23 protein-coding genes and 1 tRNA gene are annotated in these 22,210 nt (G+C 63.0%); 1 reads left to right on the forward strand and 23 read right to left on the reverse strand.

Annotated features, from left to right (window positions below; translation table 11 throughout):
- Nucleotides 1-59 precede the first annotated feature (59 nt).
- Nucleotides 60-629 carry a hypothetical protein gene (locus G3N97_RS08500; protein ID WP_205992827.1) on the reverse strand — a complete coding sequence of 190 codons (570 nt, stop codon included), beginning with the start codon at nt 627-629 and terminating at the stop codon, nt 60-62.
- A 200-nt stretch (nt 630-829) separates the two neighbouring features.
- On the opposite strand from G3N97_RS08500, the gene G3N97_RS08505 reads away from it, so the two are divergent.
- Nucleotides 830-1,546 carry a glutathione binding-like protein gene (locus tag G3N97_RS08505; protein WP_205992828.1) on the forward strand — a complete coding sequence of 239 codons (717 nt, stop codon included), beginning with the start codon at nt 830-832 and terminating at the stop codon, nt 1,544-1,546.
- Between the two features lie 131 nt (nt 1,547-1,677).
- On the opposite strand, the gene G3N97_RS08510 is transcribed toward G3N97_RS08505, so the two are convergent.
- The 22 genes from G3N97_RS08510 to G3N97_RS08615 all read right to left on the reverse strand — a co-directional run bounded on the left by G3N97_RS08510 (nt 1,678) and on the right by G3N97_RS08615 (nt 22,109).
- Nucleotides 1,678-2,148, reverse strand: coding sequence for a MaoC family dehydratase (locus G3N97_RS08510; RefSeq protein WP_205992829.1), 471 nt, complete (start codon nt 2,146-2,148; stop codon nt 1,678-1,680).
- A complete protein-coding gene (locus G3N97_RS08515) occupies nt 2,145-2,618 on the reverse strand; it encodes a MaoC family dehydratase (RefSeq protein ID WP_065064604.1) in 474 nt (157 codons plus the stop codon). The genes G3N97_RS08510 and G3N97_RS08515 overlap by 4 nt, the downstream gene beginning before the upstream one ends.
- Nucleotides 2,619-2,686: 68 nt before the next feature.
- The gene (locus G3N97_RS08520) at nt 2,687-3,814 is read right to left on the reverse strand and encodes an acyl-CoA dehydrogenase (RefSeq protein ID WP_205992830.1); all 1,128 of its coding nucleotides are present in this window, start codon (nt 3,812-3,814) and stop codon (nt 2,687-2,689) included.
- Nucleotides 3,815-3,825: 11 nt separating this feature from the next.
- On the reverse strand, nt 3,826-5,034 hold the full coding sequence (locus tag G3N97_RS08525) for an acyl-CoA dehydrogenase family protein (RefSeq protein ID WP_065064600.1): 1,209 nt from the start codon (nt 5,032-5,034) through the stop codon (nt 3,826-3,828).
- Nucleotides 5,035-5,100: 66 nt separating this feature from the next.
- The gene (locus tag G3N97_RS08530) at nt 5,101-5,553 is read right to left on the reverse strand and encodes a DUF1178 family protein (protein ID WP_205992831.1); all 453 of its coding nucleotides are present in this window, start codon (nt 5,551-5,553) and stop codon (nt 5,101-5,103) included.
- 269 nt (nt 5,554-5,822) lie between these two features.
- Nucleotides 5,823-6,416, reverse strand: coding sequence for an NUDIX hydrolase (locus tag G3N97_RS08535; RefSeq protein ID WP_205992832.1), 594 nt, complete (start codon nt 6,414-6,416; stop codon nt 5,823-5,825).
- Between the two features lie 92 nt (nt 6,417-6,508).
- Nucleotides 6,509-6,811, reverse strand: a complete 303-nt coding sequence (locus G3N97_RS08540; protein WP_205992833.1) for a DUF2818 family protein — start codon at nt 6,809-6,811, stop codon at nt 6,509-6,511.
- Nucleotides 6,811-8,283, reverse strand: coding sequence for an NADH-quinone oxidoreductase subunit NuoN (gene nuoN, locus G3N97_RS08545; protein ID WP_065064593.1), 1,473 nt, complete (start codon nt 8,281-8,283; stop codon nt 6,811-6,813). The genes G3N97_RS08540 and nuoN overlap by 1 nt, the downstream gene beginning before the upstream one ends.
- A gap of 24 nt (nt 8,284-8,307) precedes the next feature.
- Nucleotides 8,308-9,807: an NADH-quinone oxidoreductase subunit M gene (locus G3N97_RS08550; protein ID WP_205992834.1), complete on the reverse strand. Its 1,500-nt coding sequence runs from the start codon at nt 9,805-9,807 to the stop codon at nt 8,308-8,310.
- Between the two features lie 13 nt (nt 9,808-9,820).
- The gene (gene nuoL, locus G3N97_RS08555) at nt 9,821-11,872 is read right to left on the reverse strand and encodes an NADH-quinone oxidoreductase subunit L (protein WP_074984824.1); all 2,052 of its coding nucleotides are present in this window, start codon (nt 11,870-11,872) and stop codon (nt 9,821-9,823) included.
- Nucleotides 11,873-11,883: 11 nt separating this feature from the next.
- The gene (gene nuoK, locus G3N97_RS08560) at nt 11,884-12,189 is read right to left on the reverse strand and encodes an NADH-quinone oxidoreductase subunit NuoK (protein WP_006052894.1); all 306 of its coding nucleotides are present in this window, start codon (nt 12,187-12,189) and stop codon (nt 11,884-11,886) included.
- A 17-nt stretch (nt 12,190-12,206) separates the two neighbouring features.
- On the reverse strand, nt 12,207-12,914 hold the full coding sequence (locus G3N97_RS08565; RefSeq protein ID WP_205992835.1) for an NADH-quinone oxidoreductase subunit J: 708 nt from the start codon (nt 12,912-12,914) through the stop codon (nt 12,207-12,209).
- A 171-nt stretch (nt 12,915-13,085) separates the two neighbouring features.
- Nucleotides 13,086-13,574, reverse strand: coding sequence for an NADH-quinone oxidoreductase subunit NuoI (gene nuoI, locus G3N97_RS08570; RefSeq protein ID WP_065064585.1), 489 nt, complete (start codon nt 13,572-13,574; stop codon nt 13,086-13,088).
- 14 nt (nt 13,575-13,588) lie between these two features.
- A complete protein-coding gene (gene nuoH / locus G3N97_RS08575; protein WP_205992836.1) occupies nt 13,589-14,653 on the reverse strand; it encodes an NADH-quinone oxidoreductase subunit NuoH in 1,065 nt (354 codons plus the stop codon).
- Nucleotides 14,654-16,987, reverse strand: coding sequence for an NADH-quinone oxidoreductase subunit NuoG (gene nuoG, locus G3N97_RS08580; RefSeq protein WP_205992837.1), 2,334 nt, complete (start codon nt 16,985-16,987; stop codon nt 14,654-14,656).
- Between the two features lie 112 nt (nt 16,988-17,099).
- A complete protein-coding gene (nuoF, locus tag G3N97_RS08585) occupies nt 17,100-18,428 on the reverse strand; it encodes an NADH-quinone oxidoreductase subunit NuoF (protein ID WP_065064579.1) in 1,329 nt (442 codons plus the stop codon).
- Nucleotides 18,425-18,910 carry an NADH-quinone oxidoreductase subunit NuoE gene (gene nuoE, locus G3N97_RS08590; protein WP_065064576.1) on the reverse strand — a complete coding sequence of 162 codons (486 nt, stop codon included), beginning with the start codon at nt 18,908-18,910 and terminating at the stop codon, nt 18,425-18,427. Before nuoE ends, nuoF begins: the two co-directional genes overlap by 4 nt.
- A 148-nt stretch (nt 18,911-19,058) precedes the next feature.
- Nucleotides 19,059-20,312: an NADH-quinone oxidoreductase subunit D gene (locus G3N97_RS08595; protein WP_205992838.1), complete on the reverse strand. Its 1,254-nt coding sequence runs from the start codon at nt 20,310-20,312 to the stop codon at nt 19,059-19,061.
- Nucleotides 20,313-20,321: 9 nt separating this feature from the next.
- Nucleotides 20,322-20,927, reverse strand: a complete 606-nt coding sequence (locus G3N97_RS08600; RefSeq protein ID WP_205992839.1) for an NADH-quinone oxidoreductase subunit C — start codon at nt 20,925-20,927, stop codon at nt 20,322-20,324.
- A gap of 22 nt (nt 20,928-20,949) precedes the next feature.
- Nucleotides 20,950-21,429 carry an NADH-quinone oxidoreductase subunit B gene (locus tag G3N97_RS08605; protein WP_027819582.1) on the reverse strand — a complete coding sequence of 160 codons (480 nt, stop codon included), beginning with the start codon at nt 21,427-21,429 and terminating at the stop codon, nt 20,950-20,952.
- Between the two features lie 72 nt (nt 21,430-21,501).
- On the reverse strand, nt 21,502-21,861 hold the full coding sequence (locus G3N97_RS08610) for an NADH-quinone oxidoreductase subunit A (RefSeq protein ID WP_205992840.1): 360 nt from the start codon (nt 21,859-21,861) through the stop codon (nt 21,502-21,504).
- A 163-nt stretch (nt 21,862-22,024) separates the two neighbouring features.
- Nucleotides 22,025-22,109 (reverse strand) — tRNA-Leu (locus G3N97_RS08615).
- Nucleotides 22,110-22,210 lie beyond the last annotated feature (101 nt).

A 22,210-nucleotide genomic window follows, 5' to 3' on the forward strand; every position in this document is an offset into this window, starting at 1 on the left:
CGCATCGGGCGGATCGAACACCGCTCGATGCGTGCGTTTAGTCAGATCTCAGGTTGCGCTCAGGTTGCGCTCGCCCGCTGCGCCGCGAGCGATCTGGCCACCGACGCCAGCGTCCTGCGCCGGATCCAGCCGCTGGCCGTGCGTATCGCGAGCCAGTATGGCGTCATCAACATCCGGGTGGACCACGACGGGCAATGCACGAACGTCTCGGTCACGAGCCGCGACGTGCGCTCGCCCTCCTCCACGCGATACCGCAACACCAGCTTCGCGATATCGGCGCGCTCAAGTGCGAGAAAAGCGTCCGCATCCGCGACATCGACGAGACCGAAATCCGGACGCCAGAAGCGCCCCGCCAGCCCAAACGACAACTCGCGCTCACCGCGATCAAGCGGCGTGAACGTACTCAGGCCGAACGACGCACGCGCCTCGCCATGCAGACGCTGCACCAGACGCGTCGGCGCTTCGCGCACGCGCATCAGCGTATCGATGACCCAGTCGTCGCGCATGTCGAGCGCCACGAGCGCGTCGAGAATGCGCTCGGGCGACGTCTCGTCGACAGACGCCGCGTGTCGCTCATAGAACTGGTGACTCGGCAGAAAGCGCGTGTGTGCGGCAGCAGATGCAGTCATCGTCGACGTGTGCGCATGCGGGTGCAAAGCGCGAAAGTGGAACACTGCGCAACATGATGCCACCGCCGAGCGCCCGCGCGATCCCACGCTGACATTGAGGTCACTTTGCGGGCTTCTGCGCGGCGCGACGAACTATGCTAATTTGCGCCAGTTCAGGCGCCGACGCCCATACCGTGGCGCCATCGTCCCAAGGAGCCACGATGATCGACGTCTACAGCTGGGCCACGCCCAACGGCCACAAAGTCCACATCATGCTCGAGGAAACGGGCCTCGAGTACCGCGCGCATCCGATCGATATCGGCGCGGGCGACCAGTTCAAGCCCGAGTTTCTCGAGATCAGCCCCAACAACAAGATTCCGGCGATCGTCGATTCCGAAGGCCCGAAGCGCGCCGACGGCAAGCCGTTCTCGCTGTTCGAATCGGGCGCGATTCTGATTTATCTCGCGGCGAAAACCGGCAAGTTCATGCCCGACGATCTCGCCGCGCGCTACGACGTGCTGCAGTGGGTGATGTTCCAGATGGGCGGCCTCGGCCCGATGCTCGGCCAGGCGCACCACTTCCGCATCTACGCGCCCGAGAAGATCGAGTACGCGGTCAACCGCTACACGAACGAAGCGAAGCGTCTCTACAACGTGATGGAGACGAAGCTCGAAAAGAGCGAATATCTGGCCGGCGACGACTACACGATCGCCGATATCGCCGCGTTCCCGTGGACGCGTTCGTGGCAGAACCAGGGCATCGATCTCGACGCGCTGCCGAACGTGAAGCGCTGGCATGAAACCATCGCCGCGCGCCCCGCCGTTCAGCGCGGCGTGGAAGTGCTTGCGAACGCGCGCAAACCGCTGATGGACGACAAGGCGAAGGAAATGCTGTTCGGCGCGACGCAGTACGCGAAGCACGGTTCGAAGGCGGCCTGATTCGCGCGCCGACTCTTCGGCTGCGCCAAAAGAAAAGCGGCGTCCGGTTTGCACCGGATGCCGCTTTTTTCATGCTTCGAACGCGTGGCGTTCAACCGCTCAAAAGGCTCAAGCGCGACTCAAAAGCGCACTCAAAAGTAATGCCGCGTGATGAATTCGGCCACGCACGCGGGACGCTCGCTGCCTTCGCATTCGATCGTCACGTCCCACACGACCTGCGCGCCGCCGCGTTCGATTTCACTGACTTCCTTCACGCCGAAGCGCCCGCGCACGCGCGCGTCCACCGGCACCGGCGACGTGAAGCGCACGCGGTTCATCCCATAGTTCACGCCCATGCGCTGACGCAGCGAAATCGTCGACTCCAGCAGCACCGGCACGAGCGACAGCGTGAGAAAGCCATGCGCGATCGGACCGCCGAACGGCGACTCGCGGCGCGCACGCTCGGCGTCGAGATGAATCCACTGATGATCGCCGGTGGCGTCGGCGAAACCCTGCACGCTCGCCGCGCTCACGGTGCGCCAGCCGCTCACGAACGGCTCGGCGCCCACGCGTGCGCGCAAGGCGTCGAGATCGGCGATTTCGATGACGGATGCTTCGCTCATTTCGCCTCTCCAGAATGACGCGCGCCAGGGTGGCGCAAACCGAACAACGCCTTCGAACTGACCGTCACGACGACTTCGCCGTGCTGATTGCGTCCTTCCCAGCGCGTTTCGACGATCCCGCGATCCGGCTTGCTCTCCGACACGCGCTTGCTGACGATGCTGTTGACCATCGTGAGCGTGTCGCCGACACGCACCGGCTTGATCCAGCGGATTTCGTCGATACCCGGCGAGCCCATCGACGTCGAGCCGTCGAGGAAATTGCGCACGAGCATGCCCATCATGACCGAGCAGGTGTGCCAGCCGCTCGCGACGAGGCCGCGGAACATCGACGCCTCGCCGCCCGCCTCGCTCACATGGAACGGCTGCGGATCGTATTGCTGCGCGAACTGCACGATCTCGTCGCGCCCGAACGTGTGCGAGCCGACTTCATACGACTTGCCCACTTCGAGGTCTTCGTAACTCACGCCCATCGGTCACTCTCCGTTTCATGATGCCGCCGACGCCGGCGACGCTATCGACGCCGGCGTCGGCGCGCGGCTCAGGCGGCCGCTTGTGCGAAACCCGGCAGCGAGGCGAAGCGTTCGAGGTGGTAATCGACGTCGCCGAGCGTGGTTTCGATAATCGCGAGGCGCTTGAACAGATGCGCCGCCGCGACTTCATTGGTCACGCCCATGCCGCCATGCAGTTGCACGGCCTGCTGACCGACGTAGCGCGCCGCCTGGCCCACCCGCGCCTTCGCCGCCGAAATCGCGCGACGACGCTCGTCGGGCGACTCGCTACTGTAACGCGCGGCCGCGAGGTAGGTCAGCGAGCGCGCCTGCTCGCCGTGGATCAGCATTTCGGCCATGCGGTGCTGGAGCGCCTGAAAGCGCGCGATCGGCACGCCGAACTGCTGACGCGTCTTCGTGTATTCGACCGTCGCGTGATTGAGCGCGTCGATGGCGCCGACCGCTTCCGCGCACAGCAGGAAGGTGGCGTAATCGGCGATACGCTCCCACGTGGCCGCGGCCGTTTTCGCGTCGCCCAGACGGCGCGCCTGCACGGCGTCGAACTGGATCGTGGCGGCACGCTGGCCGTCGATCGTGCGGTAGTCGCTGAGCGTCACGCCCTTCGCGTCGCGCGCGACCACGAACAGCGCGACTTCGCCCGCGAGACGCGCCGGCACGATCCAGAAGTCCGCTTGCGCGCCGTGCTGCACGACCGACTTCGCGCCGCTGAGCGCAAAACCGTTGCCGGTTTCCTTCGCCGTGGTGGCAAGCGAGAACAGGTCGTAGCGCGCTTCGGGTTCGTGGAACGCGGGCGCGAGCTTGACCTCGCCGCTCGCGACGCGTTCGAGCAATTGCGCGTTGTCAGCGTTGTCCGCGCCGCCGAGCTTGAGCGCCTCGACGCCCACGACCGTCGCCCAGTACGGCTCGATCACGAGCGCGCGGCCCAGTTCCTGCATGACCACGAGCATGTCGAACGGCGTACCGTCGAAACCGCCCTGCGCTTGCGGCACCGGCAACGCCGTGAGGCCGAGTTCGACGAACGCATTCCAGTGATCGGCCGAAACGCCGGCGGGCGTCTTCACGATCGACTGACGCGCTTCGAAGCCGTAGTTCTTGTCGAGATAGCGACGCAGCGCGTCGGCGAGTTGCTGTTGCTCTTCGGTGAAATTGAAGTCCATTGCGCCGCTCCTCAAATCCCCAGGATCATCTGCGAGATGATGTTCTTCTGGATTTCGTTCGACCCGCCGTAAATCGACGTCTTGCGATAGTTGAAGTAGTACGCCGCGAGCGGCGCCGCGTCGTCGTCGCCGCCTGCTGCGTGCGCGTGCTCGCCTTCGAGGAACGCCGGATCGAACGGCGCGGCCAGCGGACCGACCGCATCGACCATCAGTTCGGTGAGCGCCTGCTGGATTTCGGTGCCCTTGATCTTCAGCATCGACGCTTCGGGGCCGGGGCCGCGACCGTTGCTGGTGCTCGCGATCACGCGCTCGGCGGTGACTTCGAGCGCCATCAGTTCAATTTCGACGGCGGCCACGCGCGCGGCGAACACCGGATCGAGCAGCAGCGGCTTGCCGTTCTTCTTCTGGTTCAGCGCGACGGTCTTGAGGAATGCGAGTTCGCGGTTCGACGCGCCCACGCGCGCGATGCCCGTGCGCTCGTGGCCGAGCAGATATTTCGCGTAAGTCCAGCCGCGATTCTCCTCGCCGACGAGGTTCTCGACCGGCACCTTCACGTCCTCGAAGAACACTTCGTTGACCTCATGGTCTTCGTCGAGCGTGATGATCGGGCGCACGGTGATACCCGGCGTCTTCATGTCGATCAGCAGGAACGAAATGCCTTCCTGCTTCTTCGCGGCGGGATCGGTGCGCACGAGGCAGAACATCATGTCGGCGTGCTGGCCGAGCGTGGTCCACGTCTTCTGACCGTTCACGACGTAGTGGTCGCCCGCAGCGTCCTGAACACGAACGGCGCGCGTGCGCAGCGAAGCGAGATCGGAGCCGGAACCGGGTTCGGAATAGCCCTGACACCACCAGTCTTCGCCCGAACGGATGCGCGGCAGATAGCGGCGCTTCTGCGCTTCGTTGCCGTATTTCATGATGACGGGCGCGACCATCGACACGCCGAACGGCAGCACCGGCGGCGCGCCGATGCGCCCGCATTCCGCGTCCCATATATGGCGTTGCGCTTCGGTCCAGCCCGGGCCGCCGAATTCGACAGGCCACGCGGGCACGGACCAGCCCTTCTGGCCGAGCAGCGCGTGCCAGCTGGCGATGTCGTCGCGCGAGAGGCGCTTGTGATTCAGGACTTTGTCGCGCATGGCCTGAGGCAGATTGGCCTCGAGCCAGGTGCGGACTTCGGCGCGGAATGCGTCGTCGGTGGGGGAGTAATCGAGATCCATGCGGGTTGTCTCCTGGCCGCGGCTGGTTGGGGACGATCCCCCCAGCCTCGACGAAGACCCGCATGACTACTGCAGCGGACCCTTCAGCGCGGCCGGCACCGGCAGCGGCATCACATCGATGCCTTCTTCGACGAGAGCTTGCGCATCCTCCACGGAAGCGACTCCGCGAATGTTGCGCGACGGCGCTTCGTTGTAATGAATGCGCCGCGCCTCCTCGGCGAAACGGTCGCCTACGTTCTCCGTCTTCTCCAGGACCTCGCGCATCACGCGCATCACCTGCGCCTGCCATTGCGCCGCCTGCTCAGCGTGTTCGCCCTGAGCGTGGGACGGCGTATCGGACGTTGCGCGCGCGCCCGACAAATTGAGCCGGGGCGCGGACGGCAGGCGCGTGACTTCGTTCGCGCCGCACATCGGGCATTCGACCAGCTTGCGCTCGCGTTGCGACTCGAAGTCGTCAGCGGAAGCGAACCAGCCTTCAAACCGATGGCCGTCTGGGCACTGTAGATCGAGGACCTTCATGGGGAATCAAGGCTTGCGTTGAAGTGTAGCGCAAATCGAAAATTTGTGAACGACCGTTCGTAAATTTTTGGGGTGGGGTATTCACTGCCCTGCCCGCTTCGGTTGCGGCGTCGATGCGCTGGGAATGCCGGTGTTGGATTGTAGCGCCGCCCAATTTTGCGCGCTGATGCAGCCGGGCCGACAATCGCGCGCCAAAAATGCACACGGCGGCCTCGCGGGCCGCCGTGTTTGATGTGCACCTCATGCGTGGGTGCCGCGCTAACGGGCGATCAACCCTGCTCCGCCTTGCCGAGCGGCCACTCGCCCGACAGCGCCTTTTCGAGCCAGAACGTGCCGATCACCGTCTTCACGTCGGTGATCTTGCCGTTACGCACCCATTCGAGCAGCTCGGGCAGCGTGGCCGTGAAGGTTTCGAGGAATTCGCCTTCGTCGAGTTTCGACTCACCAGCGACGAGACCGCGCGCCAGATAAATGTCGATGAACTCGGTCGAGTACGAAATGACCGGGTGAATCTTCGTCAGATAGATGTACTCGCGCGCCGTGTAGCCGGTCTCTTCCTTCAATTCGCGGATCGCGCACGCGAGCGCGCCTTCCTGCGGATCGAGCTTGCCCGCCGGGAACTCGGTCATCACGCGCGAGAGCGGATAGCGATACTGGCGCTCCATCAACACGCGGCCGTCGTCGAACAGCGGAATCACCATGACCGCGCCGGGATGCTGCACGTATTCGCGCGTGGCGTGCTTGCCGTCCGGCAGCGCGACCGTATCGCATTTGAGCGTGAGGAATTTGCCCGCGTGGAGCGTCGTGCTTTCGACGCACGTCTCGGCGAGCGCCGGGTCGTGTTTCTGATCTTCAGCAGCCATGTTGAAACCTCGGAAAGACGCGTGATCGGGAAGGCGCGGGAAAGCCGCGAGAAACTGACAACGCGCGCCTCGTGCGGGACGAGGCGCGCGCATCACGCCTGACGGCGTTTGACGAGATATTGCCAGGCGAAGCCGGGAAACGCGAACACGACAAAAAGACTGAACGTGATGGCGTAGAACTGCCAGCCCTGGTCGAAGCGGTTACCGGCGCGCGCTTCCAGCAGGAAGCCGAACGCACCGACCACGAAATACAGCACGATCAGCTCGGCGATGCGGATCCACGCACTCTTCTTCTGCGCACCGATCGGCACCAGGCCGAGCAACCGTTGATTGAAGAACGGCAGGTTGGCGCCCGCGAGCGCCAACAACACGATAAACCAGCCAGCAGACGACATTACAGCGGCAGCGTATGCGAAACGGCTTGCAGGCAGACCGACATCAGCGGACCCGGGATGATACCCAGTGCCAGCACGGCCACGCCGTTGAGCGTGAGCAGCGCGCGATTGCAGCTATGGCTTTCGATCGGCGTGGTGTCGGTCGGCGCGTCGAAGTACATCAGCTTGACGATACGCAGGTAGTAGAACGCACCGAACAGCGACGTGACGACGGCGAGGATCGCGAGCCAGGTGAGGCCGGCGTTCATCGTCGCTTCGAGCACGGCGAGCTTCGCGTAGAAGCCGACCGTCGGCGGAATGCCGGCGAGCGAGAACATCATGACCATCATGACCGCCGCGAACATCGGGCTGCGGTGATTCAGGCCCTTGAAGTCGTCGAGCGTTTCGGCTTCGAAGTCGCGACGCGACAGCAGCATCACGATACCGAACGCGCCGAGCGTCGTGATCAGGTAGACGATGCTGTAGAACATGGCCGAGCTGTACGCGCTGGCCGCGCCCGTCGCCTTGTTGTCGACGATGCCGGCGAGCAGGCCAAGCAGCACGAAGCCCATGTTCGAGATGGCCGAGTACGCGAGCATGCGCTTGACGTTGCGCTGGACGATACCTGTGATGTTGCCGACGATCATCGACAGCGCCGCCAGGATGATCAGCATTTGCTGCCAGTCCACGGCCAGCGGCAGCAGACCCATGACCAGGAAACGCACTGCCCAGGCGAACGCCGCGACCTTCGGGCCGCCGCCGGTCAGCAGCGACATGGCCGTGGGCGCGCCTTGATAGACGTCGGGCACCCACATGTGGAACGGCACCGCGCCCATCTTGAACGCCACGCCCGCCACGATGAACACCACGCCGAACAGCAGCACGATGTCGTTGATGTGGCCCGAGGCAACCGCCTTGAACACTTCGCCGAGTTCGAGCGAACCGGTCGCGCCGTACAGCATCGAGATGCCGTAGAGCAGGAAACCCGAAGCGAGCGCGCCCAGCACGTAGTACTTCATGGCCGCTTCGTTCGACTGCGTCGCGTCACGGCGCAGCGCGATGACCGCGTACAGCGACAGCGACATCAGCTCGAGGCCGAGATACAGCGTGAGGAAGTTGTTGCCCGAGATCATCACGAGCTGGCCGAGCAGCGAGAACATGCCAAGCAGGAAGAACTCGCCCCGGAACATGTCGCGGTCTTCGAGATACTTGCGCGAGTACACGATCGACACGGCGTAGCCGAGCGTGACGACCGCCTTCATGGCGCTGGCGAACGCATCCACCACGTACATGCGCGTGAAGTAGTAGTACACGTGCGGGTCGAACGCGTTCACCGCAAACCAGATACCGGCGATGACCGTGGTCAGCAGCGCGATAAAGTAGGTCGTGCGCCGGCCCGAAGGACCGGAGAACGTGTCGTTGAGCCACGCGACGATGAGGCCGGTCATCACCAGCGCGTCGGGTAGCAGAGCGTTCATAGGGGCGTTTGGCATGATCTTTTGTTCCTCCGCTCGGTATTACTGTGACAGCGGCAGTTTCGACACTGCGACGTGGGAGAGGAGGTTTTCCACGGAGACGTGCATCACATCGGTAAAGGGCTTCGGGTAGATGCCCATGAAAAGCGTGAACAGCGCGAGCACCGCAAGAATGAAGTATTCGCGACCGTTGATGTCCTTCAGCTCGCGAACATGATCGTTCGAGATGGCGCCGAAGTACACCCGCTTGTACATCCACAACGTATAGGCCGCACCCAGGATCAGCGTGAACGCCGCCCCGAATGCGATCCAGAAGTTGAACTTCACTGCCGCCAGAATCACCATGAATTCGCCGACGAACCCGGAGGTGCCCGGCAGGCCGCAATTGGCCATGGCGAACAGCATGGCCAGCGCCGCGAACTTCGGCATCGTGTTGACGACGCCGCCGTAATCGGCGATCTGGCGCGTATGCATGCGGTCGTACAGCACCCCGATGCACAGGAACATGGCGCCCGAGACGAAGCCGTGCGAGATCATCTGGATGATCCCGCCTTCAATCGCAAGCTGGCTCGACGGGCCGAACATAAAGAAGCCGAGCGTGACGAAGCCCATGTGGGCGATCGACGAGTACGCGACCAGCTTCTTCATGTCCGCCTGCACCATCGCCACGAGACCGATGTAGATCACAGCGATCAGCGAGAGCGTGATGATGACCGGCGCCAGGTAATGACTCGCGTCCGGCGTGACCGGCAGCGAGAAACGCAGGAAACCGTATGCACCGAGCTTCAGCATGATGGCGGCCAGCACCACCGAGCCGCCCGTGGGCGCCTCGACGTGCGCGTCCGGCAACCACGTATGGACCGGCCACATCGGCACCTTCACGGCGAACGCGAAGAAGAACGCGATGAACAGCAGAATCTGCGGCGTCATGGCGAGCTTGGCGTCCTGCCAGGTGGCGAGGTCGAACGTGTGCGTCACACGGTACATGTACAGCAACGCGACCAGCATCAGCAGCGAGCCGGCCAGCGTGTACAGAAAAAACTTGAAGGCCGCATAGACGCGATTCGGGCCGCCCCAGATACCGATGATGATGTACATCGGGATCAGCGTGGCTTCGAAGAACACGTAGAACAGCAGGCCGTCAGCCGCGCAGAACACGCCAATCATCAGACCCGACAGGACAAGGAAGGCGGCGAAATACTGTGCGACGTCTTCCTTGATGACCTGCCAGCCCGCGATCACGACGATCACGGTAATGAGCGCCGTCAGCACCACGAACCACATGGCGATGCCGTCGACGCCCAGGTGATAGGCGATGTTGAACCGGTCGATCCAGACCGACTTCTCCTCGAACTGCAGTGCAGCCGTGGTGGTGTCGAAGCCTGAAACGAGCGGAAGCGTGACGAGGAAGCTAAGCACTGAACCGATGAGCGCAAGCCAGCGGGCTCGGCCCGGGTTCCGGTCGGAACCCACTACTAGAACGACGACGCCGAATAATATCGGCATCCAGATCGCAATACTGAGAATCGGAGTTGCGTGCATGCGTTTCCTCGCCTTATTTGCCGCTGAGCGTTACAAACAGGGTAAGGAGGCCAAGCATGCCAATGATCATGGCAAATGCGTAGTGGTAGATATAGCCGGATTGCAGGAATCGAATAACAGTCGCAAACCAGCCGATAAACTTGGCGCTCCCATTTACGACGCCGTCGATCACGACGACATCGCCCTCCTTCCACAGACCGCGACCGATTGCGACCGCTCCGCGAGCGAAGACGATTTCGTTGATCTTGTCGAGGTAATACGCGTTAGCCAGCAGCTTGTAGACCGGTGCGAACGTACGTTGCACGACGGCCGGCAGATCCGGGCGCTTCATGTAGAAGAACCACGCCACCACCACACCCGCAAGCGCGAGCCAAACCGGCAGACCCGAGAACGCATGCGCGCCCATCGCGGCCCAGCCCTGGAATTCCGAAGCCATTTCCGTGAGTGCTTCGTGGTTCTGACCGATGAAGATCACCTTGTCGAACGCCACGCCGTTCTGGAAGAACGAGCCGAACAGCAGCGGCTGGATCGCGTACGCACCGGCGATCACCGACGGAATCGCGAGCAGCACCAGCGGCACCCAGATCACCCACGGCGACTCGTGCGGCACGTGCACGTGATGCTCGTCGTGACCATGATCGCCGTGACCGTGGCCTTGCGCCGCCTCGATCGCCATCGGCGATTCCGGATGCTTCGGACCGCGGAAACGCTCCGGACCGTGGAACACGAGGAAGTACATGCGGAACGAGTACAGCGCCGTCACGAACACGCTCGCCACGACCGCGAAGTACGCGAAGCCCGAACCCGGCAGGTGCGAGAGCTTCACGGCGTCGATGATCGAGTCCTTCGAGTAGAAGCCCGAGAAGAACGGCGTGCCGATCAGCGCGAGCGAACCGACCAGCGAGGTGATCCACGTGATGGGCATGTACTTGCGCAGGCCGCCCATATTGCGCATGTCCTGGTCGTGGTGCATGCCGATGATGACCGAACCCGCGCCGAGGAACAGCAGCGCCTTGAAGAACGCGTGCGTCATCAGGTGGAAGATCGCGACCGGATACGCCGACACGCCGAGCGCGACCGTCATGTAGCCGAGCTGCGAGAGCGTCGAGTAAGCGACCACGCGTTTGATGTCGTTCTGCACGACGCCGAGGAAGCCCATGAACAGCGCGGTGATCGCACCGATCACGACGATGAACGACAGCGCCGCTTCCGACAGTTCGAACAGCGGCGACATGCGCGCGACCATGAAGATACCGGCCGTGACCATGGTTGCCGCGTGGATCAGTGCGGAGATCGGCGTCGGGCCTTCCATCGAGTCGGGCAGCCAGACGTGCAGCGGGAACTGCGCCGACTTACCCATCGCGCCGATGAACAGGCAGATACACGCGACCGTGAGCAGGTTCCACGAGGTGCCCGGGAACGTCAGCGCCGCGATTTCGTGGCCCTTCGCGAACACGTCGTTGTAGTTCAGCGAGCCGCCGTAGGCGAGCAGCAGACCGATGCCCAGCAGGAAGCCGAAGTCGCCCACGCGGTTCACGAGGAACGCCTTCATGTTCGCGTAGATGGCGCTTTCACGCTTGAAGTAGAAGCCGATCAGCAGGTACGAGACGAGACCCACCGCTTCCCAGCCGAAGAACAGCTGCAGGAAGTTGTTGCTCATCACGAGCATCAGCATCGAGAAGGTGAACAGCGCGATGTACGAGAAGAAGCGCTGGTAGCCCTCTTCCTCGGCCATGTAGCCGATCGTGTAGATGTGCACCATCAGCGACACGAAAGTCACGACGATCATCATGAGCGCCGTCAACGAGTCGATCAGGAAGCCGACCTCGAACTTCAGGCCGCCGACCGACATCCATTCGTACACCGTGGCGTTGAAGCTCGCGCCGTTCAGCACGTCCAGGAACGTGATGCACGAGAGCACGAACGCGATCGCCACGCCGAGAATGGTTACCGTATGCGCGCCCGCGCGCCCGACCGTCTTGCCGAACAGACCGGCAATGAGGGAACCGGCGAGAGGCGCAAGCGGAATCGCCAGCAATAAGGATTCGTTGAGTGTTGTTGCCATAGCAGCCTGCCTTAGCCTTTGAGCTGATCGAGGTCCTCGACGTTGATCGTGTCGAGGCTGCGGAACAGAGTCACAAGAATAGCCAGACCAATCGCGGCTTCCGCGGCCGCAACAGTTAGCACGAAGAACACGAAAATCTGTCCGTGAACGTCACCGAGATAATGCGAGAACGCGACGAAGTTCGTGTTCACCGCCAACAGCATCAGCTCAATCGCCATCAGGATGATGATGACGTTGCGCCGATTGAGAAAGATTCCGACGATCGAGATCGCGAAGAGGATCGCGCCGAGCACGAGGTAATGGGCCAGAGTCAACATGTTTCGCTCCTTCGCGCTTAGCTCTTCGTTGCCGGTGCGGCCGGGGCAGCGGGCGCCGCGCCGGCGGCAGGCGCCGCCGTAGCTGCCGCGTCTTCCGGCGCCGGTTCCGGCTCCGGCACTTCCACGACGGCCTGCATCTTCACGAGACGCACGCGGTCTTCGCGACGCACGGCAACCTGCTTCGAGACGTTCTGGCGCTTGCTGTCCTTCGGCTCGCGCACGGTCAGGCTGATTGCGGCGACGATGGCCACCAGCAGCACGAGACCGGCGACTTCGAACGCGAAGATGTAATCGGTGTAGATGATCTTGCCGATCAGGTGCGTGTTCGACAACGACGCCGCAGCGGCCGCCGAGGTATCCGGCACCGGTGCGCTCGTCGCGCCGTAGCCGTGCCACAGGATCAGCGCGGTTTCGACCACGATGATCGCGCCGACGATGGTCGCCACCGGGATGAAGCGCTTGAAGTCGCGGCTCAGCACGTCGATGTTGATGTCCAGCATCATCACCACGAACAGGAACAGCACCATCACCGCGCCCACGTAGACGAGCACCAGCAGGATTGCGAGGAATTCGGCCTCGAGCAGCATCCAGATCGCCGCCGCGTTGAAGAACGCGAGCACGAGAAAGAGCGCCGACGAGACGGGATTGCGCGAGGTGATCACCTTCAGCCCTGATAGCGTGAGCAGCAGCGCGAAGATGTAAAACAGGACGGTCGTGAATTCCATGATTACTGGTTCATCGTTGAGGCCATCGTGAGGCGGATTGCGCGGCGCGAACTGGCGGCCAGACCAGAGTGCGCCGCGGCGGCGGTCAGACTGCGGCGCGCGGCGTTTTGCGGCACGCGCGTTCCCCGCAGCCGGCCCGAACCGCGGGCCGATGCAGCGTCAAGCTTAAGATCAACGGTACGGTGCATCTGCTGCCTTGTTCGCCGCGATCTGCGCTTCGTAGCGGTCGCCGACGGCCAGCAGCATGTCCTTCGTGAAATACAGATCGCCGCGCTTCTCGCCGTGATACTCGAGAATGTGCGTTTCGACGATCGAGTCGACCGGGCAGCTCTCTTCGCAGAAACCGCAGAAGATGCACTTGGTCAGGTCGATGTCGTAACGCGTCGTGCGGCGCGTATTGTCCTCGCGCACTTCCGATTCGATCGTGATCGCCATGGCGGGGCACACGGCCTCGCACAGCTTGCACGCGATGCAGCGCTCTTCGCCATTTTCATAGCGACGCAGCGCGTGCAGACCACGGAAACGCGGCGACATCGGGGTCTTCTCTTCCGGGAACTGCACGGTGACCTTGCGCTTGAACGTATAACGGCCCGTCAGCGCCAGACCTTTGAGCAGCTCGGTCAGGAAGAACGTCTTGAAGAAGTTTTGAATCGCGTTCATGTTTCGTTCGCCCCTTATTTCCAGATGCTCAGCGGCGACATATACCAGAAGCCGACCACGATCAGCCACACCACGCAGACCGGAATGAACACCTTCCAGCCCAGACGCATGATCTGGTCATAGCGGTAACGCGGGAACGTGGCACGTGCCCAGATGAACACCGACAGCAGGCAGAAGACCTTCAGCACGAGCCAGAACACGCCCGGGATGAAGTCGAGGAAGCCGAACGGCGCGCTCCAGCCGCCGAGGAACAGCACCGAGGCCAGCGCCGAGATCACGATCATGTTGATGTACTCGGCGAGGAAGAACAGCGCGAAGCCCATCCCCGAGTAGTCGACCATGTGACCCGCGACGATTTCCGACTCCCCTTCCACCACGTCGAACGGGTGGCGGTTCGTTTCGGCGATGCCCGAGATGAAGTAGACGACGAACATCGGCAGCAGCGGCAGCCAGTTCCACGAGAGGAACGTGATGCCCCAGTTCGCGAACATGCCGCGCATCTGGCCCTGGACGATGTCCGAGAGGTTCAGGCTGCCCGACACCATCAGCACCACGACGAGCGCGAAGCCCATCGCGATTTCGTACGAAACCATCTGCGCCGCGGCGCGCATCGCGCCGAGGAACGCGTACTTCGAGTTCGAGGCCCAGCCCGCGAGAATCACGCCGTAGACGCCGATCGACGAGATCGCCATCACGTAGAGCAGACCGGCGTTGATGTTGCCGAGCACCGCGCCCGCCTGGAACGGAATCACCGCCCAGACCGCGAAGGCCGGCACCACCACCATGATCGGCGCGATCATGTAGACCCAGCGGCTCGCCTGCGCAGGCTGAATGACTTCCTTGAGCAGCAGCTTCAGCACGTCGGCGATCGGCTGCAGCAGGCCGCCGGGACCGACGCGGTTCGGGCCGAGACGCACGTGCATCCAGCCGATCAGCTTGCGCTCCCAGAGGATCAGGTACGCCACGCACAGCAGGATCACCACCGCGACGACGAGAATGCGCACCAGCGCCCAGACCGTGGGCCAGGCCACGCCGAGCAGCTGGCTGCCGCCTGCATTGATCGTATCGAACAAGCTCATTTACGCCTTCTCCACCAGCAGTTCACCGAACAGGCTGCCGAGCTGCGCGCCGGCCGGCGTGGCCGCCGACACGCGCACCGTCGTCGGCGCAAGATTCGCATCGCGCGTTGCCGGCGCGGTCACCGACAGTTCGCCCTGGCGCACGCGCACGGCGTCGCCTTCCTTCAGGCCGAGCTGATCGAACAGCGCTGCCGGCAGACCGACCGTGTTCGCCACGCGGGCCGCCATCGTGAGTTGCAGGGCTTCGCCTCGGCGCACGATCGGGTCGGCACTGTAGATGGGCACGTCGGCGACGCGCTCGAAGCGCCCTTCCGCCGCCTTGGCGACGCTGCCGCGCGCAACCTGCGCCACGGCCTTGTTCGACAGACGCGTGTCGAAGCTGCCGTCGCCGAGCGCTTTGCGGCGCACTTCGTCGGCCGTTTCGTATTCGAAGCCGGGCAGCTTCATGAGCGTGCCCAGCACGCGCAGGACCTTCCAGGCCGGACGCGTGTCGCCGAGCGGGCGCACCACGCCGTTGAAGGTCTGCACCGTGCCTTCGGCGTTCACGAACGTACCCGAGGTTTCCGTGAACGGCGCGACCGGCAGCAGCACGTCCGCGTAGTCGAGGCCCGTCTTGTACGGCGAGAACACGGCGACCATTTCGGCCTGCGCGAGCGCGGCGCGCGCGGCGGCCGGGTTGGCCGTGTCGAATTCCGGCTCGACGTTGAACAGCAGATAGCCCTTGCGCGGCTGCTCGAACGCTTCGCGTGCGTTCAGGCCGTCGCGGCCCGGCAATGCGCCCACGAGGTGCGCGCCGACCGTGTTGGCCGCTTCCGTGAGGAAGCCGAGCGTCGCGCCCGTGTGTTCGGCGATGAATTGCGCGGCCGCATGCAGCAGCGCGAAATCGGGATGCTGCACGACGGCGTTGCCGATCAGCACGAAGCGGCGTTCGCCCGTCGAGAGCGAAGCGGCAACCTGCTTCGCCGCGTCGTTCGACTGCGTGCCCGCGAAGGCTTCCGGCAGCGCCACGCCCTTCGCTTCCGACACCGCGGCCGCGATCGTGGCAAGTTCGTCGAGCCATGCCGACGGCGCGGCGACGATGCGCTGCGCGTTCGGGATCAGCGAGCCGTCGCCCGTTGCGTTGAGCAGCGTGATCTGCGCGCCGCCCTTGGCAGCCTGACGCAGACGCGCGGCGAACAGCGCGTGGTCGCGGCGCAGGAACGAGCCGATCACGAGCGCCGAGTCGGCGAGCGAGAGTTCGGCGATCTTCGTGCCGAGCCACGGCGCGCCCGAAAGCGGCGCCGAGAAGTCGCTCTGACGCAGACGGAAGTCGACGTTCGGCGTGCCGATCGCGTCGGCCAGCTGCTTGACCAGATAGAGTTCTTCAGCCGTGCTGTGCGGGCTCGCGAGCATGGCGAGATGGTTTTCGCCGTGTTCGTCGCTGATGCCCTTGATGCCCTTCACCACGTATTCGAGCGCGGTTTGCCAGTCGGTTTCCACCCACTCGCCGCCCTGCTTGATCATGGGGTGCGTGAGGCGGTCTTCGCTGTTCAGACCTTCGTACGCGAAGCGGTCCTTGTCCGAGATCCAGCATTCGTTGATGGCTTCGTTCTCGAACGGCAGCACGCGCATCACGCGGTTGTTCTTGACCTGCACGACGAGGTTCGCGCCCGTGCCGTCGTGCGGACTCACCGACTTGCGACGCGACAGTTCCCACGTACGCGCCGAGAAGCGGAACGGCTTGCTCGTGAGCGCGCCCACCGGGCACAGATCGATCATGTTGCCCGACATTTCCGAGTCGACGGTCTTGCCGAGGAACGTGCTGATCTCCGAATGCTGGCCGCGGCCGAGCATGCCGAGTTCCATCACGCCGGCGATCTCGTCGCCGAAGCGCACGCAGCGCGTGCAGTGGATGCAGCGCGACATCTCTTCCATCGAGATGAGCGGGCCCACGTTCTTGTGGAACACCACGCGCTTTTCTTCGCTGTAACGCGATGCCGATTTGCCGTAGCCCACCGCCAGATCCTGCAGCTGGCATTCGCCGCCCTGATCGCAGATCGGGCAGTCGAGCGGGTGGTTGATCAGCAGGAATTCCATCACGGCTTGCTGACCCTGCACGGCCTTGTCGGACGTCGTGCGCACGATCATGCCTTGCGACACCGGCGTCGCGCACGCAGGCACGGCCTTCGGCATCTTCTCGACATCGACGAGACACATCCGGCAGTTGGCCGCGATCGACAGCTTCTTGTGATAGCAGAAGTGCGGGATGTAGGTGTCCACCCGCTGCGCGGCCTGGATCACCATGCTGCCCTCGGGCACCTGCACCTTCTTGCCGTCTATTTCAAGTTCAACCATGATGGTTAATCGTCCCTAACCTGTTACCGCTCAATTTCACAGCGGTCTACCCCGTTGCGTCGAGCCACGCGGCCCGCGCACAACGCGCTAACGCTTACGTCTGCCCGTACCCTCAGGCGGCCACCGATTCCGAGGCCGCGTGCGAGCCGGCATGTCCGCCGACGAGACAGCGCTTGTTGTGCACGTGATATTCGAATTCGTCCCAGTAATGCTTGAGCATGCCGCGCACCGGCATGGCCGCTGCGTCGCCCAGCGCGCAGATCGTGCGGCCCATGATGTTGCCCGCGACCGAGTTCAGCAGATCCAGGTCTTCCTGGCGGCCGAGGCCGTGCTCGATACGGTTCACCACGCGGTACAGCCAGCCCGTGCCTTCGCGGCACGGCGTGCACTGGCCGCACGACTCTTCGTAGTAGAAGTACGAGAGACGCAGCAGCGAGCGCACCATGCAGCGCGTTTCGTCCATGACGATGACCGCACCCGAGCCGAGCATCGAGCCCTGCTTGGCGATCGAGTCGTAGTCCATGTCGGTCTGCATCATCAGGTCGCCCGGAATGACCGGCGCCGACGAGCCGCCCGGAATCACGGCCTTCAGTTTCTTGCCGCCACGCACGCCGCCGGCGAGTTCCATGAGCGTCGCGAACGGCGTACCGAGCGGGATCTCATAGTTGCCCGGACGCTCGACGTCACCCGAGATCGAGAAGATCTTGGTGCCGCCGTTGTTCGGCTTGCCCAGTTCCATGTAGGTCTGCGGACCGACGGTCAGCAGGAAGGGCACCGCCGCGAACGTTTCGGTGTTGTTGATCGTGGTGGGCTTGCCGTACACGCCGAAGCTCGCCGGGAACGGCGGCTTGAAGCGCGGCTGGCCCTTCTTGCCTTCGAGCGATTCGAGCAGCGCCGTTTCCTCGCCGCAGACATACGCGCCGTAACCGTGGTGCGCGTGCAGCTGGAACGTGAAGTCGGTGCCCAGAATGTTGTCGCCGAGGTAACCCGCCTGGCGCGCTTCTTCCAGCGCGGCCTCGAAGCGGCGATAGACCTCGAAGATCTCACCGTGGATGTAGTTGTAGCCGACGGTGATGCCCATCGCGTAGGCGCCGATCGCCATGCCTTCGATCACGGCATGCGGATTCCAGCGCAGGATGTCGCGGTCCTTGAACGTGCCCGGCTCGCCTTCGTCCGAATTGCAGACGAGGTACTTCTGCCCCGGGAACTGACGCGGCATGAAGCTCCACTTCAGACCGGTCGGGAAGCCCGCGCCGCCGCGGCCGCGCAGACCGCCTGCCTTGACGTCGGCGATCACCTGCTCGGGCGGAATTTTCTCTTCGAGAATTCGGCGCAGCTGCTTGTAGCCGCCGCGCGCGACGTAGTCCTCGAGATGCCAGTTCTCGCCGTTGAGGCCCGCGAGAATCAGCGGTTTGATGTGACGGTCGTGCAACGAAGTCATTTCGAAAGCTCCTCGAGCAGCTGGTCGATTTTCTCGCGGCTCATGAAGCTGCACATGCGGTGGTTGTTCACAAGCATCACCGGTGCGTCGCCGCACGCGCCCATGCACTCACCTTCTTTCAAGGTGAACTTGCCGTCGGACGTGGTTTCGCCGAAGTCGATACCGAGCTTCTGCTTCAGGTAGTCGGCGGCGCTCTCCGAGCCGCCATCGGGGCCGAGCTGGCACGGCAGATTCGTGCAGAGCGTGATCTTGTGCTTGCCGACGGGCTTCGTCTCGAACATCGTGTAGAACGTGGCGACTTCCTCGACGGCCACCGGCGGCATGCCGATGTAGTCGGCCACGAACTGCATGAGTTCGGGGGACAGCCAGCCATGCTCTTCCTGAGCAACGGCCAAAGCCGCCATCACGGCGGACTGTCGCTGATCGGCGGGGTACTTCGACAACGCGCGATCGATTTCTTTCAGGCCTTCAGCTGAGATCATTTTCTGTCACGGCTCGTTAATTCATTTCACACCAGACACAACCCTGCCGCGCGTGTAGCGCACTGCTCGCTGCGGCAGACGTGGTATTCCCGGTATTCTCGCGCGGCGCGCCTCCTCTTGCTTCGGGGGCGCACCGGCTGTTGCTGCCTTAGCGGTCGATTTCGCCGAACACGATGTCCTGCGTGCCGATGATCGTGACCGCGTCGGCAATCATGTGACCGCGCGCCATCTCGTCCAGCGCGGCCAGGTGGGCATAACCCGGGGCGCGGATCTTCAGACGATACGGCTTGTTCGCGCCATCCGACACCAGGTAGATGCCGAATTCACCCTTCGGATGTTCCACTGCTGCGTAGGCTTCGCCTTCCGGCACGTGGAAGCCTTCCGTGAAAAGCTTGAAGTGGTGAATCAGCTCTTCCATGTTCGACTTCATGTTCACGCGCGACGGCGGCGCAACCTTGTGATTGTCGACCATCACGGGACCCGGATTCTTGCGCAACCACTCAATGCACTGTTTCGCGATACGGGTCGATTGACGCATCTCTTCCACGCGGACGAGATAGCGGTCGTAACAGTCGCCATTCACGCCGACCGGAATGTCGAAATCGAGCTGGTCGTAGACTTCGTACGGCTGCTTCTTGCGCAGATCCCACTCGATGCCCGAACCGCGCAGCATCGCGCCCGACAGACCAAGCTGCATCGCACGCTCGGGGCTCACCACGCCGATGCCCACCAGACGCTGCTTCCAGATGCGGTTGTCGGTGAGCAGCGTTTCGTACTCGTCGACACAACCCGGGAAGCGCGTGAAGAAGTCGTCGATGAAATCGAGCAGCGAGCCCTGGCGCGCCTCGTTCATCCTGGCGAGCGCCTTCTCGTTGTGGATTTTCGACGCCTTGTATTGCGGCATTGCGTCGGGCAGATCGCGATAGACGCCGCCCGGACGGTAGTAGGCCGCGTGCATGCGCGCGCCCGACACCGCCTCGTAGACGTCCATCAGGTCTTCCCGCTCGCGGAACGCGTAGAGGAACACCGCCATCGCGCCGACGTCGAGACCGTGCGAGCCGATCCACATCAGGTGGTTCAGCACGCGCGTGATTTCGTCGAACAGCACGCGGATGTATTTGGCGCGGATCGGCACTTCGATGCCGAGCAGCTTTTCAATGGCCATCACGTAGCCGTGCTCGTTGACCATCATCGACACGTAGTCGAGACGGTCCATGTACGGCACGGACTGCAGGAAGGTCTTGCTTTCAGCGAGCTTCTCGGTCGCGCGGTGCAGCAGACCGATGTGCGGATCGGCGCGCTGGATCACTTCGCCGTCGAGCTCGAGCACGAGGCGCAGCACACCGTGCGCTGCCGGATGCTGCGGGCCGAAGTTGAGCGTGTAGTTCTTGATCTCTGACATGCGACCCTCTTAGTGTTTCCTCAAACCGCCGTAACGATCCTCGCGGATCACGCGCGGCGTGATTTCGCGCGGCTCGATGGTGACCGGCTGGTAGACCACGCGCTTCTGCTCCGGGTCGTAACGCATTTCGACGTAGCCGGAGACGGGGAAGTCCTTGCGGAACGGATGGCCGATGAAACCGTAGTCGGTCAGGATGCGGCGCAGGTCGGGGTGACCTTCGAAGACGATGCCGAACAGGTCGAACGCTTCACGTTCGTACCAGTTGGCCGAACTCCAGATTTCGACGAGCGAAGGCACGATGGGCACGTTGTCGTCCGGCGCGTAGACGCGCAGACGCAGACGCCAGTTGTTCGTGACGGAGAGCAGATGCGACACGGCCGCGAAGCGCGGGCCTTCCCAGGCGCCGTCGCCATAGGTTTGGTAGTCGACGCCGCACAGGTCCATCAACTGTTCGAAGCGGAGCGACGCATTGTCGCGGAGTTCCTGCGCTACGTTCAGGTAATCTACCGCCTTTATGACCAAGGTCAACTCACCGAGCTTTTCAGTGAGAGTGACGATGCGCGCACCAAGGGCCGCTTCGAGGTTCGCTTTCAGGGTCTCGAGTTTGCTTGCCATATTGTGGGGAGGCGCTTGGCCTTTATTGACGGGCGATGGTGCTGGTGCGGCGAATCTTCGCCTGCAACTGGATCACCCCGTAGACCAGAGCTTCCGCGGTGGGCGGGCAGCCTGGCACATAGACATCGACCGGCACGATGCGGTCACAACCGCGCACGACCGAATACGAATAATGATAGTAGCCGCCGCCATTGGCGCACGACCCCATCGAGATCACCCAGCGCGGTTCGGCCATCTGGTCGTAGACCTTGCGCAGCGCGGGCGCCATCTTGTTGCAGAGCGTGCCGGCCACGATCATGACGTCGGACTGCCGCGGGCTCGGACGGAACACCACGCCGAAGCGGTCGAGGTCGTAGCGGGCCGCGCCCGCGTGCATCATCTCGACCGCGCAACACGCAAGCCCGAACGTCATCGGCCACAGGGAGCCGGTGCGCGTCCAGTTGATCAGCTTGTCAGCCGTGGTGGTGACAAACCCTTCCTTCAAGACCCCTTCGATACTCATGTGCTTTCCACTCCAGCGGACGGCCTGCAGTTGTCCCTACAGTGCCGCCCATGCTAACCGGCGATTAACCCCTCATTCCCAGTCGAGACCACCTTTCTTCCAGATGTAGGCAAAGCCCAGCAGGAATTCGAGCAGAAACACCATCATCGACAGAAAGCCCGGCCAGCCGATATCGCGCAGGGCTACGCCCCACGGAAACAGGAATGCCGTTTCGAGATCGAAGATGATGAAGAGAATGGCCACGAGGTAATACCGTACATCGAACTTCATGCGCGCGTCTTCGAACGCTTCGAAGCCGCACTCGTACGGAGAATTCTTTTCGCTGTCGGGCCGGTTGGGACCGAGGATCCTGCCGATTGATACCAGCGCTACGCCCAGACCAAGACCTACGAGAAGGAACAACAGGACGGGGTAATAGGTAGCGAGGTTCAAGGCTATCCTCTATCGGTTGGTTCTGAGGTTCCGCAGGAACACATCATGTCGCACTGCGGGAATCACTTTACGTACTTCGCGCTGCGAACGAAACAAACACGACGTATAAAGCAAAAATGCCAGCCGAAGCTGAAGCAAGCGGCTGGCATTTTGTAGATACATTTGGTGCCGACGGCGAGACTCGAACTCGCACAGCTTTCGCCACTACCCCCTCAAGATAGCGTGTCTACCAATTTCACCACGTCGGCACTGCATGCAATCCGGGACAACAATTTATTGAAACCCGCGAATCGCTTCAAGACTTAAATTCTAACTTGTTCCTGACGTTTGTTCAATGCACAAAAACAAG

Source organism: Paraburkholderia sp. Ac-20347 (genome assembly GCF_017104805.1).
GTDB lineage: Bacteria > Pseudomonadota > Gammaproteobacteria > Burkholderiales > Burkholderiaceae > Paraburkholderia > Paraburkholderia tropica.

Bases quoted from the DNA above. Each gene is read 5' to 3' on its own strand.
- G3N97_RS08500 (WP_205992827.1), bottom strand. From the start codon at position 629: ATGACTGCATCTGCTGCCGCACACACGCGCTTTCTGCCGAGTCACCAG.
- G3N97_RS08595 (WP_205992838.1), bottom strand. From the start codon at position 20,312: ATGTCAGAGATCAAGAACTACACGCTCAACTTCGGCCCGCAGCATCCG.
- nuoK (WP_006052894.1), bottom strand. From the start codon at position 12,189: ATGTTGACTCTGGCCCATTACCTCGTGCTCGGCGCGATCCTCTTCGCG.
- G3N97_RS08605 (WP_027819582.1), bottom strand. From the start codon at position 21,429: ATGAGTATCGAAGGGGTCTTGAAGGAAGGGTTTGTCACCACCACGGCT.
- G3N97_RS08600 (WP_205992839.1), bottom strand. From the start codon at position 20,927: ATGGCAAGCAAACTCGAGACCCTGAAAGCGAACCTCGAAGCGGCCCTT.
- nuoI (WP_065064585.1), bottom strand. From the start codon at position 13,574: ATGAACGCGATTCAAAACTTCTTCAAGACGTTCTTCCTGACCGAGCTG.
- nuoG (WP_205992837.1), bottom strand. From the start codon at position 16,987: ATGGTTGAACTTGAAATAGACGGCAAGAAGGTGCAGGTGCCCGAGGGC.
- G3N97_RS08550 (WP_205992834.1), bottom strand. From the start codon at position 9,807: ATGCACGCAACTCCGATTCTCAGTATTGCGATCTGGATGCCGATATTA.
- G3N97_RS08515 (WP_065064604.1), bottom strand. From the start codon at position 2,618: ATGGGCGTGAGTTACGAAGACCTCGAAGTGGGCAAGTCGTATGAAGTC.
- G3N97_RS08565 (WP_205992835.1), bottom strand. From the start codon at position 12,914: ATGGAATTCACGACCGTCCTGTTTTACATCTTCGCGCTGCTGCTCACG.
- nuoE (WP_065064576.1), bottom strand. From the start codon at position 18,910: ATGATCTCAGCTGAAGGCCTGAAAGAAATCGATCGCGCGTTGTCGAAG.
- nuoN (WP_065064593.1), bottom strand. From the start codon at position 8,283: ATGCCAAACGCCCCTATGAACGCTCTGCTACCCGACGCGCTGGTGATG.
- G3N97_RS08510 (WP_205992829.1), bottom strand. From the start codon at position 2,148: ATGAGCGAAGCATCCGTCATCGAAATCGCCGATCTCGACGCCTTGCGC.
- nuoF (WP_065064579.1), bottom strand. From the start codon at position 18,428: ATGACTTCGTTGCACGACCGTCACATCAAACCGCTGATTCTCGCGGGC.
- G3N97_RS08505 (WP_205992828.1), top strand. From the start codon at position 830: ATGATCGACGTCTACAGCTGGGCCACGCCCAACGGCCACAAAGTCCAC.
- G3N97_RS08520 (WP_205992830.1), bottom strand. From the start codon at position 3,814: ATGGACTTCAATTTCACCGAAGAGCAACAGCAACTCGCCGACGCGCTG.
- G3N97_RS08540 (WP_205992833.1), bottom strand. From the start codon at position 6,811: ATGTCGTCTGCTGGCTGGTTTATCGTGTTGTTGGCGCTCGCGGGCGCC.
- G3N97_RS08530 (WP_205992831.1), bottom strand. From the start codon at position 5,553: ATGAAGGTCCTCGATCTACAGTGCCCAGACGGCCATCGGTTTGAAGGC.
- nuoH (WP_205992836.1), bottom strand. From the start codon at position 14,653: ATGAGCTTGTTCGATACGATCAATGCAGGCGGCAGCCAGCTGCTCGGC.
- G3N97_RS08535 (WP_205992832.1), bottom strand. From the start codon at position 6,416: ATGGCTGCTGAAGATCAGAAACACGACCCGGCGCTCGCCGAGACGTGC.
- nuoL (WP_074984824.1), bottom strand. From the start codon at position 11,872: ATGGCAACAACACTCAACGAATCCTTATTGCTGGCGATTCCGCTTGCG.
- G3N97_RS08525 (WP_065064600.1), bottom strand. From the start codon at position 5,034: ATGGATCTCGATTACTCCCCCACCGACGACGCATTCCGCGCCGAAGTC.